This window comes from Collinsella sp. TF10-11AT (assembly GCF_003437565.1).
In the GTDB taxonomy this organism is placed as follows: domain Bacteria; phylum Actinomycetota; class Coriobacteriia; order Coriobacteriales; family Coriobacteriaceae; genus Collinsella.
Map to the genome: position 1 here is coordinate 1 of NZ_QSQW01000017.1, position 19,830 is coordinate 19,830.

The 19,830-nt window shown below is 61.2% G+C and carries 14 protein-coding genes; 3 read left to right on the top strand and 11 right to left on the bottom strand.

Annotated features, from left to right (window positions below):
• Window positions 1–211: 211 nt before the first annotated feature.
• Complete coding sequence (gene pyrE, locus DXC99_RS09465) at window positions 212–895, bottom strand: orotate phosphoribosyltransferase (protein WP_117630014.1); 684 nt, start codon at window positions 893–895, stop codon at window positions 212–214.
• Window positions 896–1,331: 436 nt separating this feature from the next.
• Here pyrE and mgtA point away from each other — a divergent pair, with 436 nt between their 5' ends.
• Together mgtA and DXC99_RS09475 are read left to right on the top strand one after the other, a co-directional pair.
• Entirely contained in the window at window positions 1,332–4,100 is a 2,769-nt protein-coding gene (gene mgtA, locus DXC99_RS09470) for a magnesium-translocating P-type ATPase (RefSeq protein ID WP_117630015.1), read from the top strand.
• Window positions 4,101–4,483: 383 nt separating this feature from the next.
• Window positions 4,484–5,749: an ATP-binding protein gene (locus tag DXC99_RS09475; protein WP_158549353.1), complete on the top strand. Its 1,266-nt coding sequence runs from the start codon at window positions 4,484–4,486 to the stop codon at window positions 5,747–5,749.
• A 97-nt stretch (window positions 5,750–5,846) separates the two neighbouring features.
• On the opposite strand, the gene DXC99_RS09480 is transcribed toward DXC99_RS09475, so the two are convergent.
• From DXC99_RS09480 to DXC99_RS09500, 5 genes are all read right to left on the bottom strand, one after another.
• On the bottom strand, window positions 5,847–7,277 hold the full coding sequence (locus DXC99_RS09480) for a 6-phospho-beta-glucosidase (RefSeq protein ID WP_117630016.1): 1,431 nt from the start codon (window positions 7,275–7,277) through the stop codon (window positions 5,847–5,849).
• Between the two features lie 353 nt (window positions 7,278–7,630).
• Window positions 7,631–8,275 carry a DUF4867 family protein gene (locus DXC99_RS09485; protein ID WP_117583664.1) on the bottom strand — a complete coding sequence of 215 codons (645 nt, stop codon included), beginning with the start codon at window positions 8,273–8,275 and terminating at the stop codon, window positions 7,631–7,633.
• 144 nt (window positions 8,276–8,419) lie between these two features.
• Complete coding sequence (locus DXC99_RS09490; protein WP_117583665.1) at window positions 8,420–8,908, bottom strand: S-ribosylhomocysteine lyase; 489 nt, start codon at window positions 8,906–8,908, stop codon at window positions 8,420–8,422.
• A 103-nt stretch (window positions 8,909–9,011) separates the two neighbouring features.
• Window positions 9,012–9,986, bottom strand: coding sequence for a nucleoside hydrolase (locus DXC99_RS09495; RefSeq protein WP_117583666.1), 975 nt, complete (start codon window positions 9,984–9,986; stop codon window positions 9,012–9,014).
• 27 nt (window positions 9,987–10,013) lie between these two features.
• On the bottom strand, window positions 10,014–10,985 hold the full coding sequence (locus tag DXC99_RS09500; protein ID WP_117583667.1) for a ribokinase: 972 nt from the start codon (window positions 10,983–10,985) through the stop codon (window positions 10,014–10,016).
• A 187-nt stretch (window positions 10,986–11,172) separates the two neighbouring features.
• Here DXC99_RS09500 and DXC99_RS09505 point away from each other — a divergent pair, with 187 nt between their 5' ends.
• A complete protein-coding gene (locus DXC99_RS09505; protein WP_117630017.1) occupies window positions 11,173–13,389 on the top strand; it encodes an acyltransferase family protein in 2,217 nt (738 codons plus the stop codon).
• Window positions 13,390–13,715: 326 nt separating this feature from the next.
• Here DXC99_RS09505 and DXC99_RS09510 read toward each other — a convergent pair whose 3' ends face one another.
• From DXC99_RS09510 to DXC99_RS09530, 5 genes are all read right to left on the bottom strand, one after another.
• Window positions 13,716–14,912, bottom strand: coding sequence for an Nramp family divalent metal transporter (locus DXC99_RS09510; protein ID WP_055252163.1), 1,197 nt, complete (start codon window positions 14,910–14,912; stop codon window positions 13,716–13,718).
• 74 nt (window positions 14,913–14,986) lie between these two features.
• Window positions 14,987–16,831 carry a magnesium transporter gene (locus DXC99_RS09515; RefSeq protein ID WP_117630018.1) on the bottom strand — a complete coding sequence of 615 codons (1,845 nt, stop codon included), beginning with the start codon at window positions 16,829–16,831 and terminating at the stop codon, window positions 14,987–14,989.
• 328 nt (window positions 16,832–17,159) lie between these two features.
• Entirely contained in the window at window positions 17,160–18,566 is a 1,407-nt protein-coding gene (locus DXC99_RS09520; protein ID WP_233505721.1) for a polysaccharide deacetylase family protein, read from the bottom strand.
• A gap of 72 nt (window positions 18,567–18,638) precedes the next feature.
• Window positions 18,639–19,394, bottom strand: a complete 756-nt coding sequence (locus DXC99_RS09525) for a PRC-barrel domain containing protein (protein ID WP_117630019.1) — start codon at window positions 19,392–19,394, stop codon at window positions 18,639–18,641.
• On the bottom strand, window positions 19,394–19,783 hold the full coding sequence (locus tag DXC99_RS09530; protein WP_117630034.1) for a YtxH domain-containing protein: 390 nt from the start codon (window positions 19,781–19,783) through the stop codon (window positions 19,394–19,396). Before DXC99_RS09530 ends, DXC99_RS09525 begins: the two co-directional genes overlap by 1 nt.
• Window positions 19,784–19,830 lie beyond the last annotated feature (47 nt).

Genomic DNA, 19,830 nt, shown 5'->3' on the forward strand with positions numbered 1-19,830 from the left:
GCCGACCGATTGCAAGCGGTCGGCGGGGCCATTGTGGCCCTTGACAGCGGATTGGGTCATATGAGCGAGCGGGCACCAGAGCGAGCAAGGTGCCTTGAAACGAGGCGGCATTGACCTTCTGGTCATGCCGCCGCAGTTGAAAGGCAGATTGCCGCTCTGGCGGGTTTGCAGCGTCAACTGGTTACGCGGGTTGGTAAACCCGCGTAACTACCTACTCCCGAGCTCCGTACTGCTCGTAGTAGGCGTCGATGGCGGCCTTGAGCTCGTCATCGATGACGACCTTACCGTCGATCTCGTGGTTGTAGAGGGTCTCGACGACCTCGGCCATGGAAACGATGCTCGCGACGGGGAAACCGTACTTGGCCTCGATCTCCTTCTGCGCGGTGGTCACGCCACCCTTGCCGACCTCCATGCGGTTGAGGGACACGATGAGGCCCTTGATCTCGACATCGGCAGCAGCCTTAACCTTGGGATAGGTCTCGTCGATGGACTTACCGCTGGTGGTGACGTCCTCGACCATGACCACGCGGTCGCCGTCCTGGGGCTCATAGCCCAGCAGGTTGCCCTTATCGGCGCCGTGGTCCTTGGCCTCCTTGCGGTCGCAGCAGTACTTGACCTCCTTGCCGTACAGCTCGTGGTAGGCAATTGCGGTCACGACGGCCAGCGGAATACCCTTGTAGGCCGGTCCAAACAGCACATCGAAGTCGTCGCCAAAGTTATCGTGGATGGCCTGGGCGTAATACTCGCCCAGCTTCTTGAGCTGATAGCCCGTCACGTAAGCGCCAGCGTTCATAAAGAACGGGGACTGACGGCCACTCTTGAGCGTAAAGCTACCGAACTTAAGAACGTCGGACTCGACCATGAACTTGATGAACTCTTGCTTGTAAGCCTCCATGCGGGCTCCTCTCGTAATCGCGTACGTGCCTTCCAGTTTAGCGCAGGCAGGGCGCGTTGCGGGCGCGCTTTGGGGCCTCGGCATTCTGTAAAGGCTTTGTCAGGGGCAATGGTTTTCCAAACAAAGGGGTTGACACGACAAACCCCCTCATCAAGAATACGGGCGGATTAAAACGGGTACGAGATACCCAAAGCGCGCTGCGCCCGTCCATAAGGAGGTGTGCCATGGAAGGCAGTCATAGTCGAAAAACCTGCATGTCGCCCTCGGCACGCCGCGAGGATTCCGTATTCGCATAAGCGTCACGAACCGATCGTCAAAACCGCCACAAAGGTGCCTGTCCCCTTTGTGGCGGTTCGCGAGCTTGACGTGAGCGACATCTAGGTTTTTTGAAGCAAATACGACACGTACGCTAACTCCCTTCAACAAGGAGGACCCTATGCTGATGCTCAAAACCGCTACGGTACTCGAAGCTATCTCCAAGCGCCGCCGCACGGCGCGCCCTGCCGCCCACGCCGGCCTGCCCAAGAACACCATATTCGCCGCCACCCATTGTGCTGAGGACACTCTCGTACTGCTTGACGCCACGGCAAACGGCCTCACCGCCGAGCGCGCCGCCGAGCGCCTGAGCGCCGTCGGCCCCAACACCATCGAAGCGCCGACCAAGACGCTCGCCCGCCGCATCGCCGACGCGTTCGTCGATCCCTTCGCTGGCATCCTCGCCGCCCTCGCACTGGTCTCGCTCTACATCGACGTGCTCGCCGTGCCCGAGCCCCAGCGCGACCCCTCCACGGTCATCGTTATCGGCATCATGCTGCTGGTATCGGGCGGCATGAAGTTTATCCAGGAGGCCCGCAGCGGCAATGCGGCCGAGGCCCTCAAGGACCTGGTCTCCAACACCTGCTGTGCCCTGCGCGGCGGCGAGCGCATCGAGATTCCCTTCGACGAGCTCGTCCCCGGCGATGTGATCCGCCTCTCTGCCGGCGACATGGTGCCGGCCGATGCCCGCATCATCACCGCGCGCGACCTGTTTGTGATCGAGTCCGCACTCACCGGCGAGAGCGAGGCCGTCGAAAAGACCGCTGCCATCACCGTCGCCGAGGGTGCCGGCAGCCCCGCGCTGCCGCTCTCTGCCTGCAAAAACATCGTCTTTACCGGCACCTCCGTGCAAAACGGCACCGCTATAGCACTTGTCGTTGCCACCGGCTCGGACACCTACCTGGGCGGCATCGCCAAGATGCTCAACGGGCGCGGCGAGAAGAGCGCGTTTGACCGCGGCGTCTCGAGCGTCTCCATGCTGCTCGTACGCCTTATGCTCGTTATGGCGCCGGCCGTCTTTGCCATCAACGCCGCCACCAAGGGCAGCGTCATCGACGCGCTGCTGTTCGCCACGAGCGTGGCCGTGGGCATCACGCCGCAGATGCTTCCCGTCATCGTGACCACGAGCCTGTCGCAGGGCGCCAAGGACCTCGCCCGCCGCCAGGTTATCGTCAAGGAGCTGCCGGCGATCCAAAACCTCGGTGCCATGGATGTCCTGTGCTGTGACAAGACCGGCACCCTCACCGAAGACCGCATCGTGCTCGAGCGCTATCTCAACACTGACGGCAACGAGGACGCACGCGTGCTGCGCCATGCGTTTTTGAACAGCTTCTTCCAGACCGGCCTCAAAAACCTTATCGACCTGGCCGTCATCGACCGTGCCGACGTGACGCCCTCGACTGTCGCGCCCGACTCCACGCTGGGCCAGAGCCTGCGCGACCGCTATACCAAGGTCGACGAGGTGCCCTTCGATTTCTCACGCCGTCGCCTGAGCGTAGTCGTCGCCGACGCCCAGGGCAAAACCCAGATGGTTACCAAGGGAGCTGCCGAGGAAATGCTCGAGATTTGCTCCTTTGTCGAGGTTGACTGTGTCGCCCAGCCGCTCAGCGAAAATAAGCTCGCCCAGATTCGCAAGCAAGTCGCCGAACTCAATGCCGAGGGCCTGCGCGTGATCGCCGTGGCGCAAAAGACCAATCCGCGCTGCGTGGGTGAGTTTGGCATCGCCGACGAGTGCGACATGGTGCTGATGGGCTTTTTGGCCTTCCTCGATCCGCCCAAAGCAAGTGCCGTGGGCGCCATCGCCACCCTCGAGGCCAAGGGCGTGGCAGTCAAGGTCCTGACCGGCGACAACGACCGCGTCGCGGCCACCGTCTGCGAACAGATCGGTATCGACGCGAGCAACGTCTTGCTGGGCTCCGAGATCGATGCGCTCGATGACGCCGAACTTGCCGAGCGCGCCGAGAACACCCACCTCTTCGCCAAGCTCTCGCCGCTGCAGAAGGCGCGTCTGGTGCGTGTCATGCGCGAGCTGCTCGGCCACACCGTGGGCTTTATGGGCGATGGCATCAACGACGCCGCCGCCATGCGTGCAAGCGATTGCGGCATCTCGGTCGATTCGGCCGTCGACATTGCCAAGGAATCTGCCGATATCATCTTGCTCCAGAAGGACCTGGGCGTGCTCGAGCGCGGCATCATCGAAGGCCGCCGCACCTACGGCAACCTACTCAAGTACCTCAAGACCACGGTGAGCTCCAACTTTGGCAACGTGCTATCCGTGACCGTCGCGAGCCTGTTCTTGCCGTTCTTGCCCATGAGCGCTCTGCAGTTGGTGCTGCTGTCGCTGGTCTACGAGATCGTGTGCATCGCGCTGCCGTGGGACACCGTCGACGACGCCTGGACCGCCCGTCCGCGCGCCTGGGATGCCGCGTCCATTAAGGGCTTTATGCTCGAGTTGGGTCCCGTGAGCTCACTGTTTGATATCGTGACTTTCGCCGTGCTCTTCTTTGTGGTGTGCCCCGCCGCCGTGGGCTCAAGCTGGGCAGAGCTTGCCGCTGTAGGCGACGTCGCAGGCATGGCGGCCTTTACGGCGCTCTTCCAGAGCGGTTGGTTTGTCGAGTCCATGTGGTCGCAGACGCTCGTGATCCACATGCTGCGCTCCCCGCGCCTGCCGAGCGCGCGCGACCACGCCGCGCCGGCACTGTGCGCTCTCACCGTGCTGGGTCTGGTACTCGTCACCTGGCTGCCGGCAAGCCCCATCGCCGATGCGCTAGACCTCATGCCGCTGCCGCCGAGCTTCTTCGCGCTGCTCGTCAGCATCGTCGCCGCCTACATCGCACTCACCCAGCTGGCCAAGCGCCGCTACATCGCCCGCCACGGCGAACTGCTGTAACTCCACAGGCACCCTCGTCAAGGATGTTTGGGCCGCCGCGACCCGCCCCCGCTGGCCGCGGCGGCCCAAAACAGCTAAAAACGCCCCTCACCCCCGCTTTAATTTCTTTTGCAAGTTTTAACTTCTTTTGCTTTCTTTCACTTCTTTTAACAAGGCGCCCGGCGGGCATAAGTTGCTCGCCGGGGGTGTCGGTTCGACGAAGAGGCCTCAGCCGTAGCAACGGATTGCCCAGCGAGAGATTTCCCAAGTGCCAACTCAAACAGTACATGTTTAATCTGTTTCGTTAATTGAAATGCGTAAATATGGTTAACCAAAGAATTGATATTTGGTTAAATAGTAACTGTATATTTGGTTAAATGTACTGGTAAACAATGGTGATAATTATGCCAAAGAAGTACTACACTAGAATTATCGAAAATGAGCTTGACCAGCTGCTGGGTATATTCGGCGCCGTTCTCATCGAAGGACCGAAATGGTGCGGAAAGACGACCACGGCCGAGACCCGTGCGGCGTCCAGGCTCCTTCTCATGGACCCGTCCCGCAACTTCGAGAATCGCTTGCGTGCCGAGACTGACCCGGCTCTTGCCGTTTCCGGCGAGGTGCCGCGGCTGATTGACGAGTGGCAGGAGGTTCCGAAACTTTGGGACGCGGCACGGTTTGAGTGCGACAACCGCAGCGGCGAGCCTGGTCAGTTCATATTTACGGGGTCAGCGACACCGCGAGACGACGAACGTCCAATGCACAGTGGCGCTGGAAGGTTCGCTAAATTGCGCATGGATACCATGACGCTTTTCGAGCTTGGGAAATCCAGCGGCGCGGTTAAGCTGTCGGGCATTATTTCTGGCGAAAAGTTCAATGGCGCTTTCGGATCGCTGGATTCCGCCTCGATTGCCGAGTACGTTGTCCGTGGCGGATGGCCCGCGGCGGTCGGTCGCGATGCGCTGGCTGCGTCGGCGATGGCGAAACGTTACATCGGCATAGTCGCCGAAGAAGATTTGTCTCGTGTCGACGGCTCTCGCCGCGACCCTGAAAAGGTCAAAGCTGTCATCGAATCGCTTGCGCGCAATGAATCCACTTTGGCGACACTCAAGACGCTCGTAGCCGATCTTGGTGGAGAAGTATCGAGACAAACGGCGGCATCATATATATCCCTTCTCGCTCGGGTTAGTTTCGTTCGCGATATTCCCGCATGGAACCCCGCAATGAGATCTCCCGTGCACTTAAGAGAATCGAAGAAGCATCATCTCGCTGATCCGTCACTGGCGGCCGCTGCGCTCGGAGCGACTCCGGCGACATTGCTGCTAGATTTCAAGACGCTTGGGCTGCTTTTTGAATCGTTGGCCCTTCATGATTTGTGGGTTTATGCGCAGGCAAATGGAATGGGCCTCTATCACTATCACGATTCTCGCGATCTAGAAGTCGATGCAGTCATTGCGGCTCCCGGTGGAACGTGGATCCCGGTCGAAATCAAGCTCAGCTCCGCCCAAATCGAAGAGGCGTCTGACAGCCTTATTGCTGTCGAGAAGCGTATGGTTGCCGCCGGAAACAACCCGCCAGTTTCGAAAGTCGTAATCATTGGATTTGGTTCACAAGCCTATGTCACTGACCGCGGCGTCCAAGTTGTTCCGCTGGATGTGCTCGCGCCGTAGTGCAATTGCAAGTTTTTACTTCTTTTAACAAGGCACCCGACGGGCATAGGCTGCTCGCCGGGCGCCTTGGTTAGGATGCTATTGCTGTTGAGAACGCCTAGGCCAAATCTTCGCCGTTGGTGGCGATAACCTTCTTGTACCAGTCAAAGCTCTTCTTCTTGGAACGCTTGAGGGTGCCGTTGCCGGCGTCGTCGCGGTCCACATAGATAAAGCCGTAGCGCTTGGACATCTCGCCCGTACCGGCCGAGACCAGGTCGATCGGGCCCCAGGTGGTGTAGCCCAGCAGGTCAACGCCGTCCTCGGTCACCGCATCGCGCATCGCGGCAATATGCTGACGCAGGAAGTCGATACGGTAGTCGTCGTTGATAGAACCATCCTCCTCGACAACATCCCTGGCACCCAGACCGTTCTCAACCACAAACAGCGGCTTCTGATAACGGTCGTACAGGTCATTAAGGGTGATGCGGAAGCCCAGCGGATCGATGGCCCAGCCCCACTGGCTCTCCTGCAGGTAGGGGTTCTTGGCGCCGGCGAAGGCGTTGCCCTGGGTGCGCTTGACATCGGGGTTGTCGGCACCGGCAGAGCAACGGGTGCTGTAGTAACTAAAGCTGATGAAGTCGACGGTGTTGGCAGCCAGGACCTCGCGGTCCTCGTCGGTCATGCCCACATCGATGCCCAGGCGCTCGAGTTTCTTGACGGCATAGGCCGGGTAGTAACCGCGGCTCTGGACGTCGACGAAGAAGTAATTGTCCTGGTTGTCAAGCTGAGCCTGGCGTACATCGCCCGGACGGCAGCTGTAGGGATAGTAGGTGCCCGCGGCGAGCATGCAGCCGATCTTGACCTCGGGGTCGATCTCGTGGGCGATCTTGGTTGCCCAAGCGCTGGCGACGAGCTCGTTGTGGGCGGCCAGGTACTCGACGGCTTCCTTGTTCTCGCCCTCCTCAAAGACCAGGCCGGCACCCATAAACGGCAGGTGAAGGATCATGTTGATCTCGTTGAAGGTGAGCCAGTACTTCACCAGGCCCTTGTAGCGGGTGAAGATCGTGGTCGCGAGGTTCTTGTAGAAGTCGATGAGCTTGCGGTTGCGCCAGCCGCCGTACTCCTTGATGAGGTGGACGGGGCAGTCGAAGTGCGTGATGGTCACGAGCGGCTCGATGCCGTGCGCCTGGCACTCGCGGAACACGTCCTCGTAAAAGGCCAGGCCGGCCTCGTTGGGCTCGGCCTCGTCACCGTTGGGGAAGATACGGGTCCAGGCCAGGCTCATGCGGAAGGTCTTAAAGCCCATCTCGGCAAAGAGGGCAATGTCCTCCTTGTAGTGATGGTAGAAATCGATGCCGGTCTGCGCGGGATAGTAATAGCCGTCCTCGAAGTCGAGCATCTTGCGCTGGCCGGAGACCACCGCGTAACGCTCCGGGCCGTGCGGCGCCACATCCACGTTGGCCAGGCCGCGACCGTCAACGTTGTACGCGCCCTCGCACTGGTTGGCAGCCGTCGCGCCGCCCCACAGGAAGTCATTACGGAAAGCCATGCATCGATCCTTTCACACGCTGTTTGTCGTGGCTTCAGTATCCCCGTAAGCAGCGCGCCACTCAACGGCAACGGCGCAGGTCGGCACTTCTTTTCGCGCACAGACGCCCGGCAGCCGCCCCCGTCTGACACTTTTTGATACCTGCCCGCCCAAACCGCCAACCACCACAAAGGGGACAGGCACCTTTGCGGCGGATTGGGCCCGGTTTGTCTCGATCTGTAACAGTTAGGCAGCCAAAACCGGGCCTGGTGTTACAGATCGAGATTTTTCGGGCAGCCCCTTCAGTTTGTCTAAATCTGTAACAGGTAGAGACGATTTAGCCCGCTAGATGTTACAGATCGAGATGGAAGATTCTAGTCGCAGGCGATGTCGAGGTTCTTGCCGACGAGGCCTACGTAGCCGCCTTCGGCTGCTTTGGGGCTGTCGGCGTGGCAGAGGACCCACTTGTCGGCCTTCCAGTAGCAGTAGCTGTCGCCGGCCGCGGGCATGTCGGCCGCCGCCTCGGGGCGCGGGCCGTTGGTACCCGCCGGCAGCGCAACCATCACTTGGAAGCCGCCGTCGTCGACCATGCAGGGCGTGTAGTGAAGCGTGGTGTTGAATACCTCGACGACCTTGCCCGCCGGCACGCGGAACGCCTTGACGCACGCGGTGTCGAGCTTGCCGTCCTCGATCTCCCAGCGATGCGCCACGAGCAGGATAAAGTCGCGGGCGCCCAGGTTAAACTCGCTGGCGCGGTGATACTCCAGGCAGTTGAGGCGTGTGTTGTGGCCGTTGCACCAGCCGAGCTGGAAGGGGCGGCCGCCAAACATGAGAAAGCCCAGTTTGTCGGCATCCTTGACGCCCTCGAGCTCCGGCGCACTTGCTACGTACTTACTGCCCTCGGGGATGGGCGTGGCAGAGAGCGCCTCGAGCACGGGCGACGTGAGCACGGACGGAACGTTATCCCAAACGTTGCCATAGGATTTGAACTCGGGATCGTTGACAGAGTAGATATGCATGTTCACTCCTGTTTGTAAATGTGACTATACGAACATTCTAGAACAAACATGAGCGATTTTGAACGCTCGTCCCGACCAATCAACAAAAAGGCGCCCCCGCATAAGCGAAGACGCCCAATGCGCTCGTTTTGGGCGATAAAGCTCTTATGCCTGCTGATAGTGCAGGTGCTTCTCATCGATATCGGCCAGATCGCGGTCGAGGTAGCGGCGCGCGAGCCAGTTTGCCATGGGAAGGTTCTGGTCCAGGTAGTTACCGCACTCCTCGGGAGCGGCACCGGGGACATCGCCCTCAAAGCCGGCGACAAACTCGAACAGTTCGCGCACGAGCGGCAAGATTTCCTCGCTCGTCAGCTCACCAAAGACAACCAGGTAAAAGCCCGTACGGCAGCCCATGGGCCCAAAGTAGACAATGCGGCTCGACCACTCGGCATGATTGCGGAGGAACGTCGCGCCCAGGTGCTCGATGGTGTGGCACTCGGCCGTGTTCATGACCGGCTCTTTGTTGGGCGTGGTCAGGCGTAGGTCAAAGGTGGTGACGGCGGCGCCGGTCGCCGGATCGCGGTCGATGCGGCTCACGTACACGCCGGGCTCAAGCAGCAGATGGTCAACGGAAAAGCTCGCGATGCGCTCCATGGCAGATCCTCTCGATAGTCAAATTGGGACGGGGCTCTTTTAGCTGGTTCGAATGGTCGCACCAATCATACCAGTCAAAAAAGCCCCGTCCCAAAAAGACAACTTAGCCAAGGACACGGGCCATACGGGCCTTGAACTCGGACAGGAAGCGCGGGGTATCGACGGTCAGCGCCACGAGTGTGCTCTTGTCGGGATCTGCCACGCGGCGCTCATCGCAGATGGTGCGGCCGCGATACTCACCCAGCAAGTCAACACGCAGGTTACAGCCGAGCGCACCCACGAGCGTGGGATCAATCGCCACGGCAACCGCCAGCGGATCGTGCAGCGCGCAGCCGCCCAGGTAGGACGCGTTCATCTCGTACGAACCAATGTAGTGCTCGACCATGCTCGCAAATGCGCAGCCGGCCATGGTTCCCGAACCCGTCCAGCCGGCAATGTCGCGGCGCGTGAGCACCACGCGATGCGTCACGTCCAGGCCCACCATGGTGAGCTTACGGCCCGAGCGCAGCACCGCGTCGGCTGCCTCGGGGTCGCTCGCCATGTTGGCCTCGGCGCCCGCGCTCACGTTACCGGGCACGGTAAGGGCGCCGCCCATCACGACCACGCGGCCGATGGACATCATCGCCGCCGCATCGCGCTCCAGGGCGAGCGCTAGGTTGGAGAGCGGGCCAGTCGCTACGTAGACCAGATCGGGACCATAGGTGCGCGCGGCATCGATCAGATAATCGACCGCAGCGTTGCCGTCGGCCGAGGTCGCCCCCACCGGCTCGTAGGGCGACGCGGGCACGCTCGCGCCGCCGATGCCGTTCTTGCCGTGAATGAGCGCGGTGGACGCCGGCGGCGTATAGGGCTCAGTCGCTTGCAGAGGACGGTCGGCACCCAGGTACACCGGCACCTCGGGACGGCCCAACAGGTCGAGCACCGCCAGGCAGTTGTGCGCCGACTGCTCGACGCGCACGTTGCCAAAGCATGTGGTGATGCCCACGAGCTCCACCTCGGGGCTCGCGATGGCATAGGCAAGCGCCATCGCATCGTCCACACCCATATCCAGATCAAGGATCAGCTTCTTAGTTGCCATTGTTTTACTCCGCTTCTCCGTCTTGTACTAATCGTCTAAACCAAACATGCGCCCAACTTCGGCACGCGTGGGAATCGACTGCTGCGCGCCCAAACGCGACACCGTCACCGCCGAGGCACGGGCGCCGGCGGCCATGCATTCAAAGAGCGGCAGGCCCTCCAGGCGAGCCGCCGCAAGCGCACCAATAAACGTATCGCCCGCGGCCGTCGTATCGACCACCGCGCACGAAAGTGCCGGCATGCGCAGCAGCTCACCGTCATCGCCAAATGCAACTGAGCCGGCACCGCCTAGCGTGATGACCGCAGCCCCGGCGCCCTTGTCGAGCAGCGCATTGAGCGCGGCGACGCAACTCGCATCATCCGTGGGCAGAATGCCCGTCAGCACCTGGCACTCGGTCTCGTTGGGGCAGACCAGGTCGACCGCAGGCCAGACCTCCGCAGGCAGCTCGCAGGCGGGCGCTGGATTAAAGACCGTATAGAACCCCAGCTCGTGAGCGCAAACAAGCGCCTCGGCCGTCGCCACAAGGTCACATTCGCCCTGGGCGATAAAGACGCTTCCGGCAGCCGGGGCAATCTCGCTGGCGTCGCCGTCGAGCTCATGGGCCACCAGACGCCTCAACGCGCAGGCAACGTCCGCGCCCGCAAGCGCATGGTTGGCGCCCGGTGACAGTATGATGCGGTTGTCGCCCTCGCAGCGAATGATAGTCGCGGTGCCGGTCTCCACGTCATCGCGAAGCGCCACGAACTCAACACTCACGCCGGCATCCTGGAGCCCCGCCACAAGCGCATCGCCAAAGGTATCACGTCCAACAGCGCCGATCATGCATGTGCGCGCACCCATGCGCGCGGCGGCAACGGCCTGGTTAGCGCCCTTACCGCCGGCGTTGGTGATAAACCCGCTGCCGCCGACGGTCTCGCCCGCACGCGGCATGCGCTCGCACGCCACCGAAAGGTCCATGTTCATGCTGCCGAACACCGCAATGATGTCGCGATCTGCCATGGAAACCTCCTCATCTGCGGGCCTTATGCCCACCGTCGACCATCGATTGTGCGCCCTCGCACCCCCTATAACTTTAGTTCACTTTGATGTGGACGCACGCTTGAGCTTGCGCCAGCAGCAAGCATTCACAGGAGCAGGCAGCTACAATAAATACGTGCTGATTATTCTCGTCATTGGATGATGTTTTATGGAACAATTCTCGCAATCGGGCTCGCGCGGTCGACGCCGCACAGGCAACGAGCCGGCGCCGCACGAACGCGTGAAGAGCGAACGCCGTACCAACGAGCCGCGACGCACCGCAAGCCCTCATCGCGCTTCTACCAACAACGCGGGCCGCGCCAACACTCCCGCCGCGGAGCAGACGCCCGCTCGCCCCAAGTCCCGCTACATCCCTGCCCTTGACGGCCTACGCACGCTTGCCGTCGTCGCGGTGGTGCTCTATCACCTCAACCTCACGTGGGCGCAGGGCGGTCTGCTCGGCGTCACGATCTTCTTTGTGCTTTCGGGCTATCTGATCACACGCCTGCTACTCAACGAAGTCGCTAAGACCGGCCGCATCGACCTCAAGAGCTTCTGGATTCGCCGCATCCGTCGCCTGGTCCCCGCCGTGGTAACGGTAGTGTTCGTGACCTGCGCGCTGTGCACCATCTTTAACCACGTGATGCTCACCAAGATGCGCCCCGACATCCTGCCGTCGTTGCTGTTCTTCAACAACTGGTGGCAGATTGCCCAAAACGTCTCGTACTTCAATGCTCTGGGCGACCCCTCGCCGCTCACGCACTTTTGGTCGCTTGCCATCGAGGAACAGTTCTACCTGATTTGGCCGCCACTGCTGTTTGCCATGGTATCCATGCATGTGAGCAAGCCCAACACGCGCCGCTTGGTTCTGGGCCTTGCCGCGGTATCTGCCCTCGCCATGATGGTGCTTTACAACCCTGCCGCCGACCCCAGCCGCGTGTACTACGGCACCGACACCCGCGTGTTCTCGCTACTGCTGGGTGCCTGGATGGCCTTTATCCCCGATCGCGACCTGGCGCCAGTGCGTCTCGCTCATCGTTTGGGGCTCAATCGCCTGGCTGGCGCCGCCAAGCACGACAAGAACGCCGAGGGCAAACCTAGCGAGAAGGCCGACGAATCAGCCGAGACCGCCCCGGCACAGCCGAGCACCCTCGTGCGCTTTTGGTCCTCGCCCACATCCATCGATGTGTTGGGCGTCGTGGGTCTGGTTGGCCTTGCCGCCATGGTCGCGCTCACCAACGGCTACACCGCGTTCCAGTATCGCGGCGGCACGCTGCTGTGCTCGGTCCTCACGCTCATGGTCATCGCGGCCTGCGTGCAGCCCCAGGGAATGGTTGCCCGCGCGCTGTCCGCCGAGCCGCTCGTGTGGGTTGGCAAGCGCTCGTACAGCATCTACCTGTGGCACTATCCCCTGCTGTTGCTCATGAACCCGGTCGCCAACATCAACGATACACCGTGGTGGCAGTACATCTTGCAGGTACTTGTGGTGGTCGCCGTGGCCGAATGCTCATATCGCTTTATCGAAACGCCGTTTAGAAAGGGCGCCTTTGAGCGCACCGTATCCGAGTTCCGCGACGGCACCGCCACGCCCGCCAACTGGGCACGCGCGCACGTCCCTGTCTGCGCAACCTGCGCTGTCGTGTTGGTCGTTGCACTGGGCGGCCTGATCTTTGTGCCGGAGACCTCCGCACTGAGCGGTGAGGGCGCCGAAGTCCTCAACAAGGAAGCCAAAAACACCGCGCCCGCCGACCAACAGGCGGCCGACGACACCGACAAGGACAACGACGGCTTCCCCGATGGCTCCTACGATTTGCTTATGATCGGTGACTCCGTGTCGCTGCGCGCCGTTGATTCCTTTGACGGCGTGTTCCCGCACAGCCATATCGATGCCGAAAAGGGCCGCCAGTTTGATGCGGGCCGCGCGACATTTGAGGGCTATCTCCAACAGAACCTTGCCGGCAAGATCGTGGTCTTTGCGCTGGGCACCAACGGCTTGGTAACCGACGATCAGATCGACGCCATCATGGCCGATGCAGGAGATAAGCGTATTGTGGTGTTTGTGAACACACGCAGCCCGCAGCCGTGGGTTGGCTCTACCAACCAGGCCATCGCCAACGCCGCTACGCGCTACAAGAACGTGCGCGTTATCGACTGGTACGGATACAGCGCCAACCGCAACGACCTGTTCGATGGCGATGGCACGCACCTATCGACCGCTGGCGTGACTGAGTACCTCAACTTGATCCACGATGCCGTCAAGAAGGACCTGCCCGTGCACCCCGAAGATCACGTCAACGATCCGCAGCCGGCAGCCGTCAAGTCTGCCACCGACGCGCTCGTCAATGCGCTCGCTCTCAAGCCGCACAAGCTGGGCACCGACAAGTAACCCGCAGCAAACAACCCAAAATCACTCTTTTCGAGCCGGCCCCAAGAGGTCGTGGACAAAAAGGAGCAAATATGAGTACTGTTACCATTTTAGTAGCAGGCAAAACCACCCAAAATGGCGCCCATGCGGTAGCGCGCGAGGTAGCGCGCAGAGATGTGGTGTAAGAGGCGGGGAATGCCCCGCCTCTTACACCACATCTCTGCGCGCTACCCAACAGTACTCATATTTGGCATTTTTTGTCCACTCGCATATTACCAACCCCCTATAACAGGCAAAAAACAGGCCGCAGCCCATCGCTGCGGCCTGTTTGGAGTCAAAAAGAGGCGCTAAGCGCTGTAACCCATCGCCTGCAGAACAAACATGACGACCGTGAGCACCGTAATCACGCCGATAGTCGCCCAAGTGAGCACGTTCCACACGCGGCCGTTGCGGTTGGCACCCATAATGTGACGGTCGGCGGCGATAACCACCTGGAACACCAGAACCACGGGCAGTAGCACGCCATTGATGACCTGCGAGGTCATCATAATCTGGAACAGATCGACGCCGGGCATAAGCACCAGCACGGCAGAGATACCGATGATGGCCGTAATGATGCCGCGATAGACCGGGGCCTCGTCCCAGCTGCGGTCGGCACCGCGCTCCCAGCCAAATGCCTCGCAGATAGCGCTCGACGTAACGCCCGGTAGCACGCAAGCAGCCAAGAAGCTCGCCGCGACCAGGCCCGAGGCAAACAGCACCGTGGACCACTGACCCGCAATAGGCTCCAGCGCGCGGGCAGCATCGGCAGCATCGCTAATCTGAATACCCGCCGGGAACAGCACCGTACCGGTCGTGATGATAATAAAGCCCGCAATGATATCAGCAGCGATCGAGCCGCTCACGGTATCAATACGCTGCAGCACGATGTCGTCCTCGCCCGCATTCTTATCGACCACGTTATTCTGCGCCAAGAAAATCATCCACGGCGCGATGGTGGTACCGATCGTTGCGACCACGAGCGACACGTAGCTGGGGTCATTTTGAATGTTAGGCACGACCAGGTCGACCGCGACCTCACCCCAGTTGGGGCCAGCCATAAACGCGGCGACAATATAGGTCACGAAGACGCAGCTTACCAACAGCAGAATCTTCTCGATGCGCTGGAAACTACCCGACATGGTAAGCATCCACACCAGCAGCGCCACCAACGGCACCGAGATGCTCGCCGGCACGCCAAAGAGAGCAAGGCCGCTGGCGATACCCGCAAACTCCGAAATGGTCACAGCCGTGTTGGCGATCAACAGCGCCGCCATAGCAAGTACACTCTTGCGCACGCCAAAGCGCTCGCGAATGAGCGATGCCAGGCCCTTGCCCGTGACGCAGCCGCAGCGCGCCGCGGTCTCCTGCGTCACGATGAGCAGCACGGTCATGACGGGAAGCATCCACAGCATCTTGTAGCCATAGCTGGCGCCCGCGCTGGAATACGTTGCAATGCCGCCGGCGTCATTGCCCGAAAGCGCCGCCAGCAGACCGGGACCCATAGCGCCAAAGATGGCCGCGATGGTCAACTTTTGCTTGGTGCCCGACTTTTGCTTGGTATTTTGCACGCGACCACCTAACCCATGACTGACATGGCGAGCAGCACCGCGGCGATGCAATACGCCACACACGAGATCATGACGGCAATAACGTTCATGGCGGTGCCCGACGTGTTGAGGTCATGCTCGTCACGCCAGAACAGCACCATCAGGTAAATCACGGCACTCATGTTGCCAACCAGGCAAATGATGGCAGCGATATTAAAGCACCCGGTAAAGAGTTGCTCCTCAAACATGGGCGCATCGAGGAACGCAGCGGTGCGCACCAGCTGGGCGCACAGGTAGGTCACGAGTGACAGAATCAGGCCCATGCCCGTGCTCTGGAAGAAGAACCCCAGATACGGCTTGGGCTCGTCGTCGTGACCGTCATACTCCAGGAAGTAGTTCTTGACGAACGACACCATGCGCGAGGCCGCCAGCAGCACGAGCGGCATGGCGCACATGGGGAACACCACCAGATGCGCAGAGCCGAGCGCCGTCCCCAGCACGGTCGCCATGATGCACGACGCGATGCCCCATACAACAACCCAGTACTGGCGATGCACGAACCAGCTGAGCACGTTCGTCGAGTCGTCCGACGCGCTGTCGCCCGAGCCGACACCGGCGATCTGCAGGTCCTCCTGATGCTCCTCGGCGATAACGTCCATGGCGTCGTCGAAGGTTACGATACCCAGGATATGACGGTTCTCGTCGCAGACGGGGATAGCGACCAGGTCATACTTGGTCATCTCGTCCGTCACGTCTTCCTGGTCCTCGTCGGGCGACACATAGACCAGGTCGCGATAGGCCAGCTGACCCAGCGTGGCGTCGCGGTCGGCTACGATCAGCGTGCGCAGCGAAAGCACGCCGGTCAGCATGCCGCTCGGATCCTCGGTATAGACGTAGTAGACGCTCTCGAAGTCCTCGTCGAGCTCGCGAATCGCCTCGATGGCGTCACCGACCGTTGCCGTGGCGGGCAGGGAGACAAACTCCGAGGTCATGATGCGGCCGGCGGTGTTGTCCTCATACCCCAGCAGGTTACGAATCGCCTTCTCCTCCTTGACGCCCATCAGGCGCAGGAGCTTCTCGGCCTTCTCGTAATCGAGCTCGTCGATCAGGTCGGCTGCATCGTCCGGGTCCATCATGGCCAGCATCGACGATGCGTCCGTGTCGGACAGGCCCTCGAGCATCTCGGTCATAAGCTCGTCGTCATCGAACTCCGAGATGGCCTCGGCTGCCTGGGCGGTATCGAGCTGCGCAAACACCTGCGCACGTAGGCGCGGGTCGAGCTGCTCGATAATGTCGGCGATGTCGGCAGGGTGCAGCTCGCCGAGCGTCTTGTGCGACACCGAGAGTTGAATGTTCTTGGTCGAGCGGTCGAGCAGGTCCATGTAGGACCAGGCGATAATATCCTCGCTCAACGGCTTGCCCAGGTGCTTCATAAAGCCCTCGACGACGTGCTCGAGCGCGGGGCTGATTGCACGCAGCAGACCGCGGGCGCCGACCTCGGCACCCAGCAGGCGCAGCTGATTTTCGCCCGACATGGAAAACTTGATGTCGTTGACGCGCACGACCTTCATGCCCTGCGTGTCGACGATCTGCTTATTGAGAACATCGCGCGCCAGCAGGAGCTCGGTCGGCTGCAGGTACGAGAAGCGAATATTGGTGGCAGACGTATTGAGATACACGCCCGTCTCGTCGATGCGGTCGACCCATTTGCGCCAGCTGATCATGAACGGCGTCTTGCCGGGACCGCGGAACGCGAGCGACGTCACGTGCGGAAAAACTTCGCCGGTTGCAATGCCAAAATCGTTGACCACGCCGAGCTTTTCGCCGTCGACGTCCAAGACCGGCAATTTGAGCATCTCACTCAGATAATTCAATGGTGCTCCCCATCATTATTCCTCCGGACGCGGCCGCGCGTGCGGCGTCCGGGGGCTTCTGGATATGTATACGCATGCGCGGGCGGCACGCCGCTCGACGCTTACACCCCGTGCATGCGCAAAAAGCACCTGCATGGGGTCATCGACTGTATGGTCGAGGTTTGGATTTCACCTGTAACCTTTCTCTTGACCCTCATTAACCGCAGTAACTATAGCATCAGCATCGCCCTGCGGCATCGAATTTATGCGCTGCACATTGCAGGCATACCAAACGCTGACGTATCCGTGACATAGCCATTGGGGACGTTCTTAAACGACTACCCAATGACTACTCTGTGGTGTCATCGTCCTCGGCAAGTTGGGGGAACACGGCGTCCTTGGGCATGGTGACCTTCGTCAGCGAGGTGAGCTTTTTGCTGAGCGATGTGTCCGTCTTGACCAGGTCGCTGAGCGTCACGATCTTGTAGCCGTCGGCGACAAGACCGTCGATAATCTGCGGCAGCGCCTCGAGCGTCTGCTCGGCGCATTCGTCTCTATCGGTGAGCAGCACGATATTGCCCGGCGTCACCGAATCGAGCACCGTTGAGACCTGCTCGTCGGCACCGTTGAGCAGCCAGTCGCCCGAGTCAATATTCCACGAGACCACGGCGGAGACCAGGTCCATCGCATCAATCCAGTTTTGCTCGTCAAAGGCAGCGTAGGGAGCACGCAGCAGCATCGTCTTCACGCCGGTCGCCGACTTAATCGCATCGGTGCCTTTCGTGATCTGTTCGCGTACCGTCTCACGGTCCTGACCCTTGAGCGAATCGTCGCTGTAGCTGTTGGATCCGATCTCGCACCCGGCATCGACAATCGCCTTGGCCGTGGCAGGCGAGGCCTCGGCCGCATCGCCCGAAAGGAAGAACGTCGCGGTAACGCCCTTTTCCTTGAGCACCTGCAAGATCTGTTTGGTGGCGCCGCTCGGACCCTCGTCAAACGTCAGCGCCACGTACTTTTTGTTGCCCTTGGGCGCCACGCTGGCGCACGCAACGACGCAATCGGTGGCGGGCACAACCTCGCCGCGGTCCTGCGTCTTGCCCGACTGCTCACCAACCCACACCTCGGAGCGGCCCTGGACACCCCATGTCTGCACATACTCGATAGCGCCCGTGCCCTCGACCTTGAGCTTGGGCTCGATAACCGTAGCCTGAACCTCGTGCTTCTCGTAGGTGTTACGGCCATCCTTGACCGTCACCTTCTCGCCGCCCTCAAGTTCGCGGCTATCCCACTTGCCCTGTTTTATGCGCTTGCCGTCCACCTTAACCGACAGCTTTTCGCCGCCATGGCGCTTGAGCACGCTGTCATCGACGGCCAGCAGGTCGCCTGCGTCGTAGGTATCGGTCAACTCCTGGTCGTCGATGAGATTCTGCAGCGTAGAGCCCACGCGCACCGCGGTCTTTTGCCCGTTGAGTTCCACGTCCACGCTGCGGTTGACGTAGCCCACGACGGCAGCGATAAACAGCACGAGCGCACAGCCCACGGCAATGAGCGCATAGGGCAGACGGGACGGTCGGCGCGGCGAGCGCCCGTTGCCGATGCGCGCGCTGCGGTCGCTAAACCCGCGGCTATGGTTGAGGTACATCACGCCGGGCTTACGGCGGCGACGGCGCTGACCGCTGGGCAGCTGCCCCAGGTCGCGGCGCGCCGTCGGACGCGCACCCGAGCGCCCGTTTAAGTTAGATCCGTTTTGGCGCATGTGCCCTCCCCCATAAACACAGCGAGCCGGAGCAACATGTCTCCGGCTCGCCTCCCATCATTTGGTACGTCTCTATTTGCTAGCTTTTGACGAGCCCCCGCTCGCCTTTTGATATTCGTCCTTAAAGGCCTTGAACATACCGCGCGTCTTGCCGAGCTGCTTGCCCAGTGCGCGGCTGCCCTTGTCCACGGCGACCGATCCCTTGTCATCGAGCACCTTGGCGCCCTTCTTGACCTTATCGCCCACCACGACACTGGCCTCGGCAGCCTTGGCGGCCGCGCCGCCCGAATACCCGAGCGTCTTGACCTCGTCCGAGACAATCATCGCGCCGTTCTCGTAGCCGCGCAGCATCGTCGGCGGCACCTGCGTGTCGCCCACCAGCACACTCGAAGCGGCACCGGCGGTCACGTAGAACATCTGCACAATACCCGAGCGCGGCTTGAACTCAACGTCCGAGCAGTAGCCCACGACATCGCCCGATTCCGTGCGCACGTCCATGCCAACCCAGATGATGCAATCGTCCAGGTTGATATCGAGGCGCTTGGCCGCGGCGGCATCGTAGGTGCCCTTGACGTCGTCGACCGCGACGGCACCCTCATAGACGCCGATGGCATCGAGCGCCACAAAGCGGTCGGGACGCTCGATCATACCCGCGATATCGGACTGGCGGACCATAAAGCCCACCACGCGCGTGCCGCCCGGGGTAAAGACGGGAAAGTGAATCTTGCCGAGCTTTTTAGGGCTGCGCGGCGTGCCGTCCTTTTTGGTGCGCTTGTCTTCGGCAGGCTTACGATAAACCTTGACGCCGACAAAATCCCCTGCGCGCATTATGCCTCGGTCGAGGGCTCCGTGGCCTCGGTGTCGGCCTCGGCGACGTTCTCGACCACGACGTCGGCAGCGGGCGTCACGTTGCCGCCCGAGATAGCGTCGTTGAGCTGCTCGCGAAGCTGGTCCATGCGCTCGCGGGCCAGGTCGACCTTGGCGCGCAGGTCGTCGGTCTTGGCGTCGACCATCGGGCCAAAGTCATTCACCGCGGCACGGGCCTCCTCGGCGCTGTGCTCGTAGGTGTCGCGCATATTGTCCCAGGCGTCGTTGGCGATATCGGCAGCCATGGCGCGGGTCTCGGCGCCCGAGCGCGGGGCCAGAGCAACACCGATAATAGCGCCGGCAGCAGCACCAAAAAGTGCGCCGGAGACAAAGCTGAAAGTCTTACCCATGATCATTCCTCTCCTGCGGGCACGTCGGTGCCCACCGTTTGAATGCT

Excerpts from the sequence above, each read along its gene's own strand:
- DXC99_RS09495 (WP_117583666.1), bottom strand. The coding sequence starts at position 9,986 with ATGGCAACTAAGAAGCTGATCCTTGATCTGGATATGGGTGTGGACGAT.
- DXC99_RS09505 (WP_117630017.1), top strand. The coding sequence starts at position 11,173 with ATGGAACAATTCTCGCAATCGGGCTCGCGCGGTCGACGCCGCACAGGC.
- DXC99_RS09510 (WP_055252163.1), bottom strand. The coding sequence starts at position 14,912 with ATGGGTCCCGGTCTGCTGGCGGCGCTTTCGGGCAATGACGCCGGCGGC.
- DXC99_RS09525 (WP_117630019.1), bottom strand. The coding sequence starts at position 19,394 with ATGCGCGCAGGGGATTTTGTCGGCGTCAAGGTTTATCGTAAGCCTGCC.
- DXC99_RS09475 (WP_158549353.1), top strand. The coding sequence starts at position 4,484 with ATGCCAAAGAAGTACTACACTAGAATTATCGAAAATGAGCTTGACCAG.
- pyrE (WP_117630014.1), bottom strand. The coding sequence starts at position 895 with ATGGAGGCTTACAAGCAAGAGTTCATCAAGTTCATGGTCGAGTCCGAC.
- DXC99_RS09520 (WP_233505721.1), bottom strand. The coding sequence starts at position 18,566 with ATGCGCCAAAACGGATCTAACTTAAACGGGCGCTCGGGTGCGCGTCCG.
- DXC99_RS09485 (WP_117583664.1), bottom strand. The coding sequence starts at position 8,275 with ATGCATATCTACTCTGTCAACGATCCCGAGTTCAAATCCTATGGCAAC.
- DXC99_RS09500 (WP_117583667.1), bottom strand. The coding sequence starts at position 10,985 with ATGGCAGATCGCGACATCATTGCGGTGTTCGGCAGCATGAACATGGAC.
- DXC99_RS09530 (WP_117630034.1), bottom strand. The coding sequence starts at position 19,783 with ATGGGTAAGACTTTCAGCTTTGTCTCCGGCGCACTTTTTGGTGCTGCT.
- mgtA (WP_117630015.1), top strand. The coding sequence starts at position 1,332 with ATGCTGATGCTCAAAACCGCTACGGTACTCGAAGCTATCTCCAAGCGC.
- DXC99_RS09480 (WP_117630016.1), bottom strand. The coding sequence starts at position 7,277 with ATGGCTTTCCGTAATGACTTCCTGTGGGGCGGCGCGACGGCTGCCAAC.
- DXC99_RS09490 (WP_117583665.1), bottom strand. The coding sequence starts at position 8,908 with ATGGAGCGCATCGCGAGCTTTTCCGTTGACCATCTGCTGCTTGAGCCC.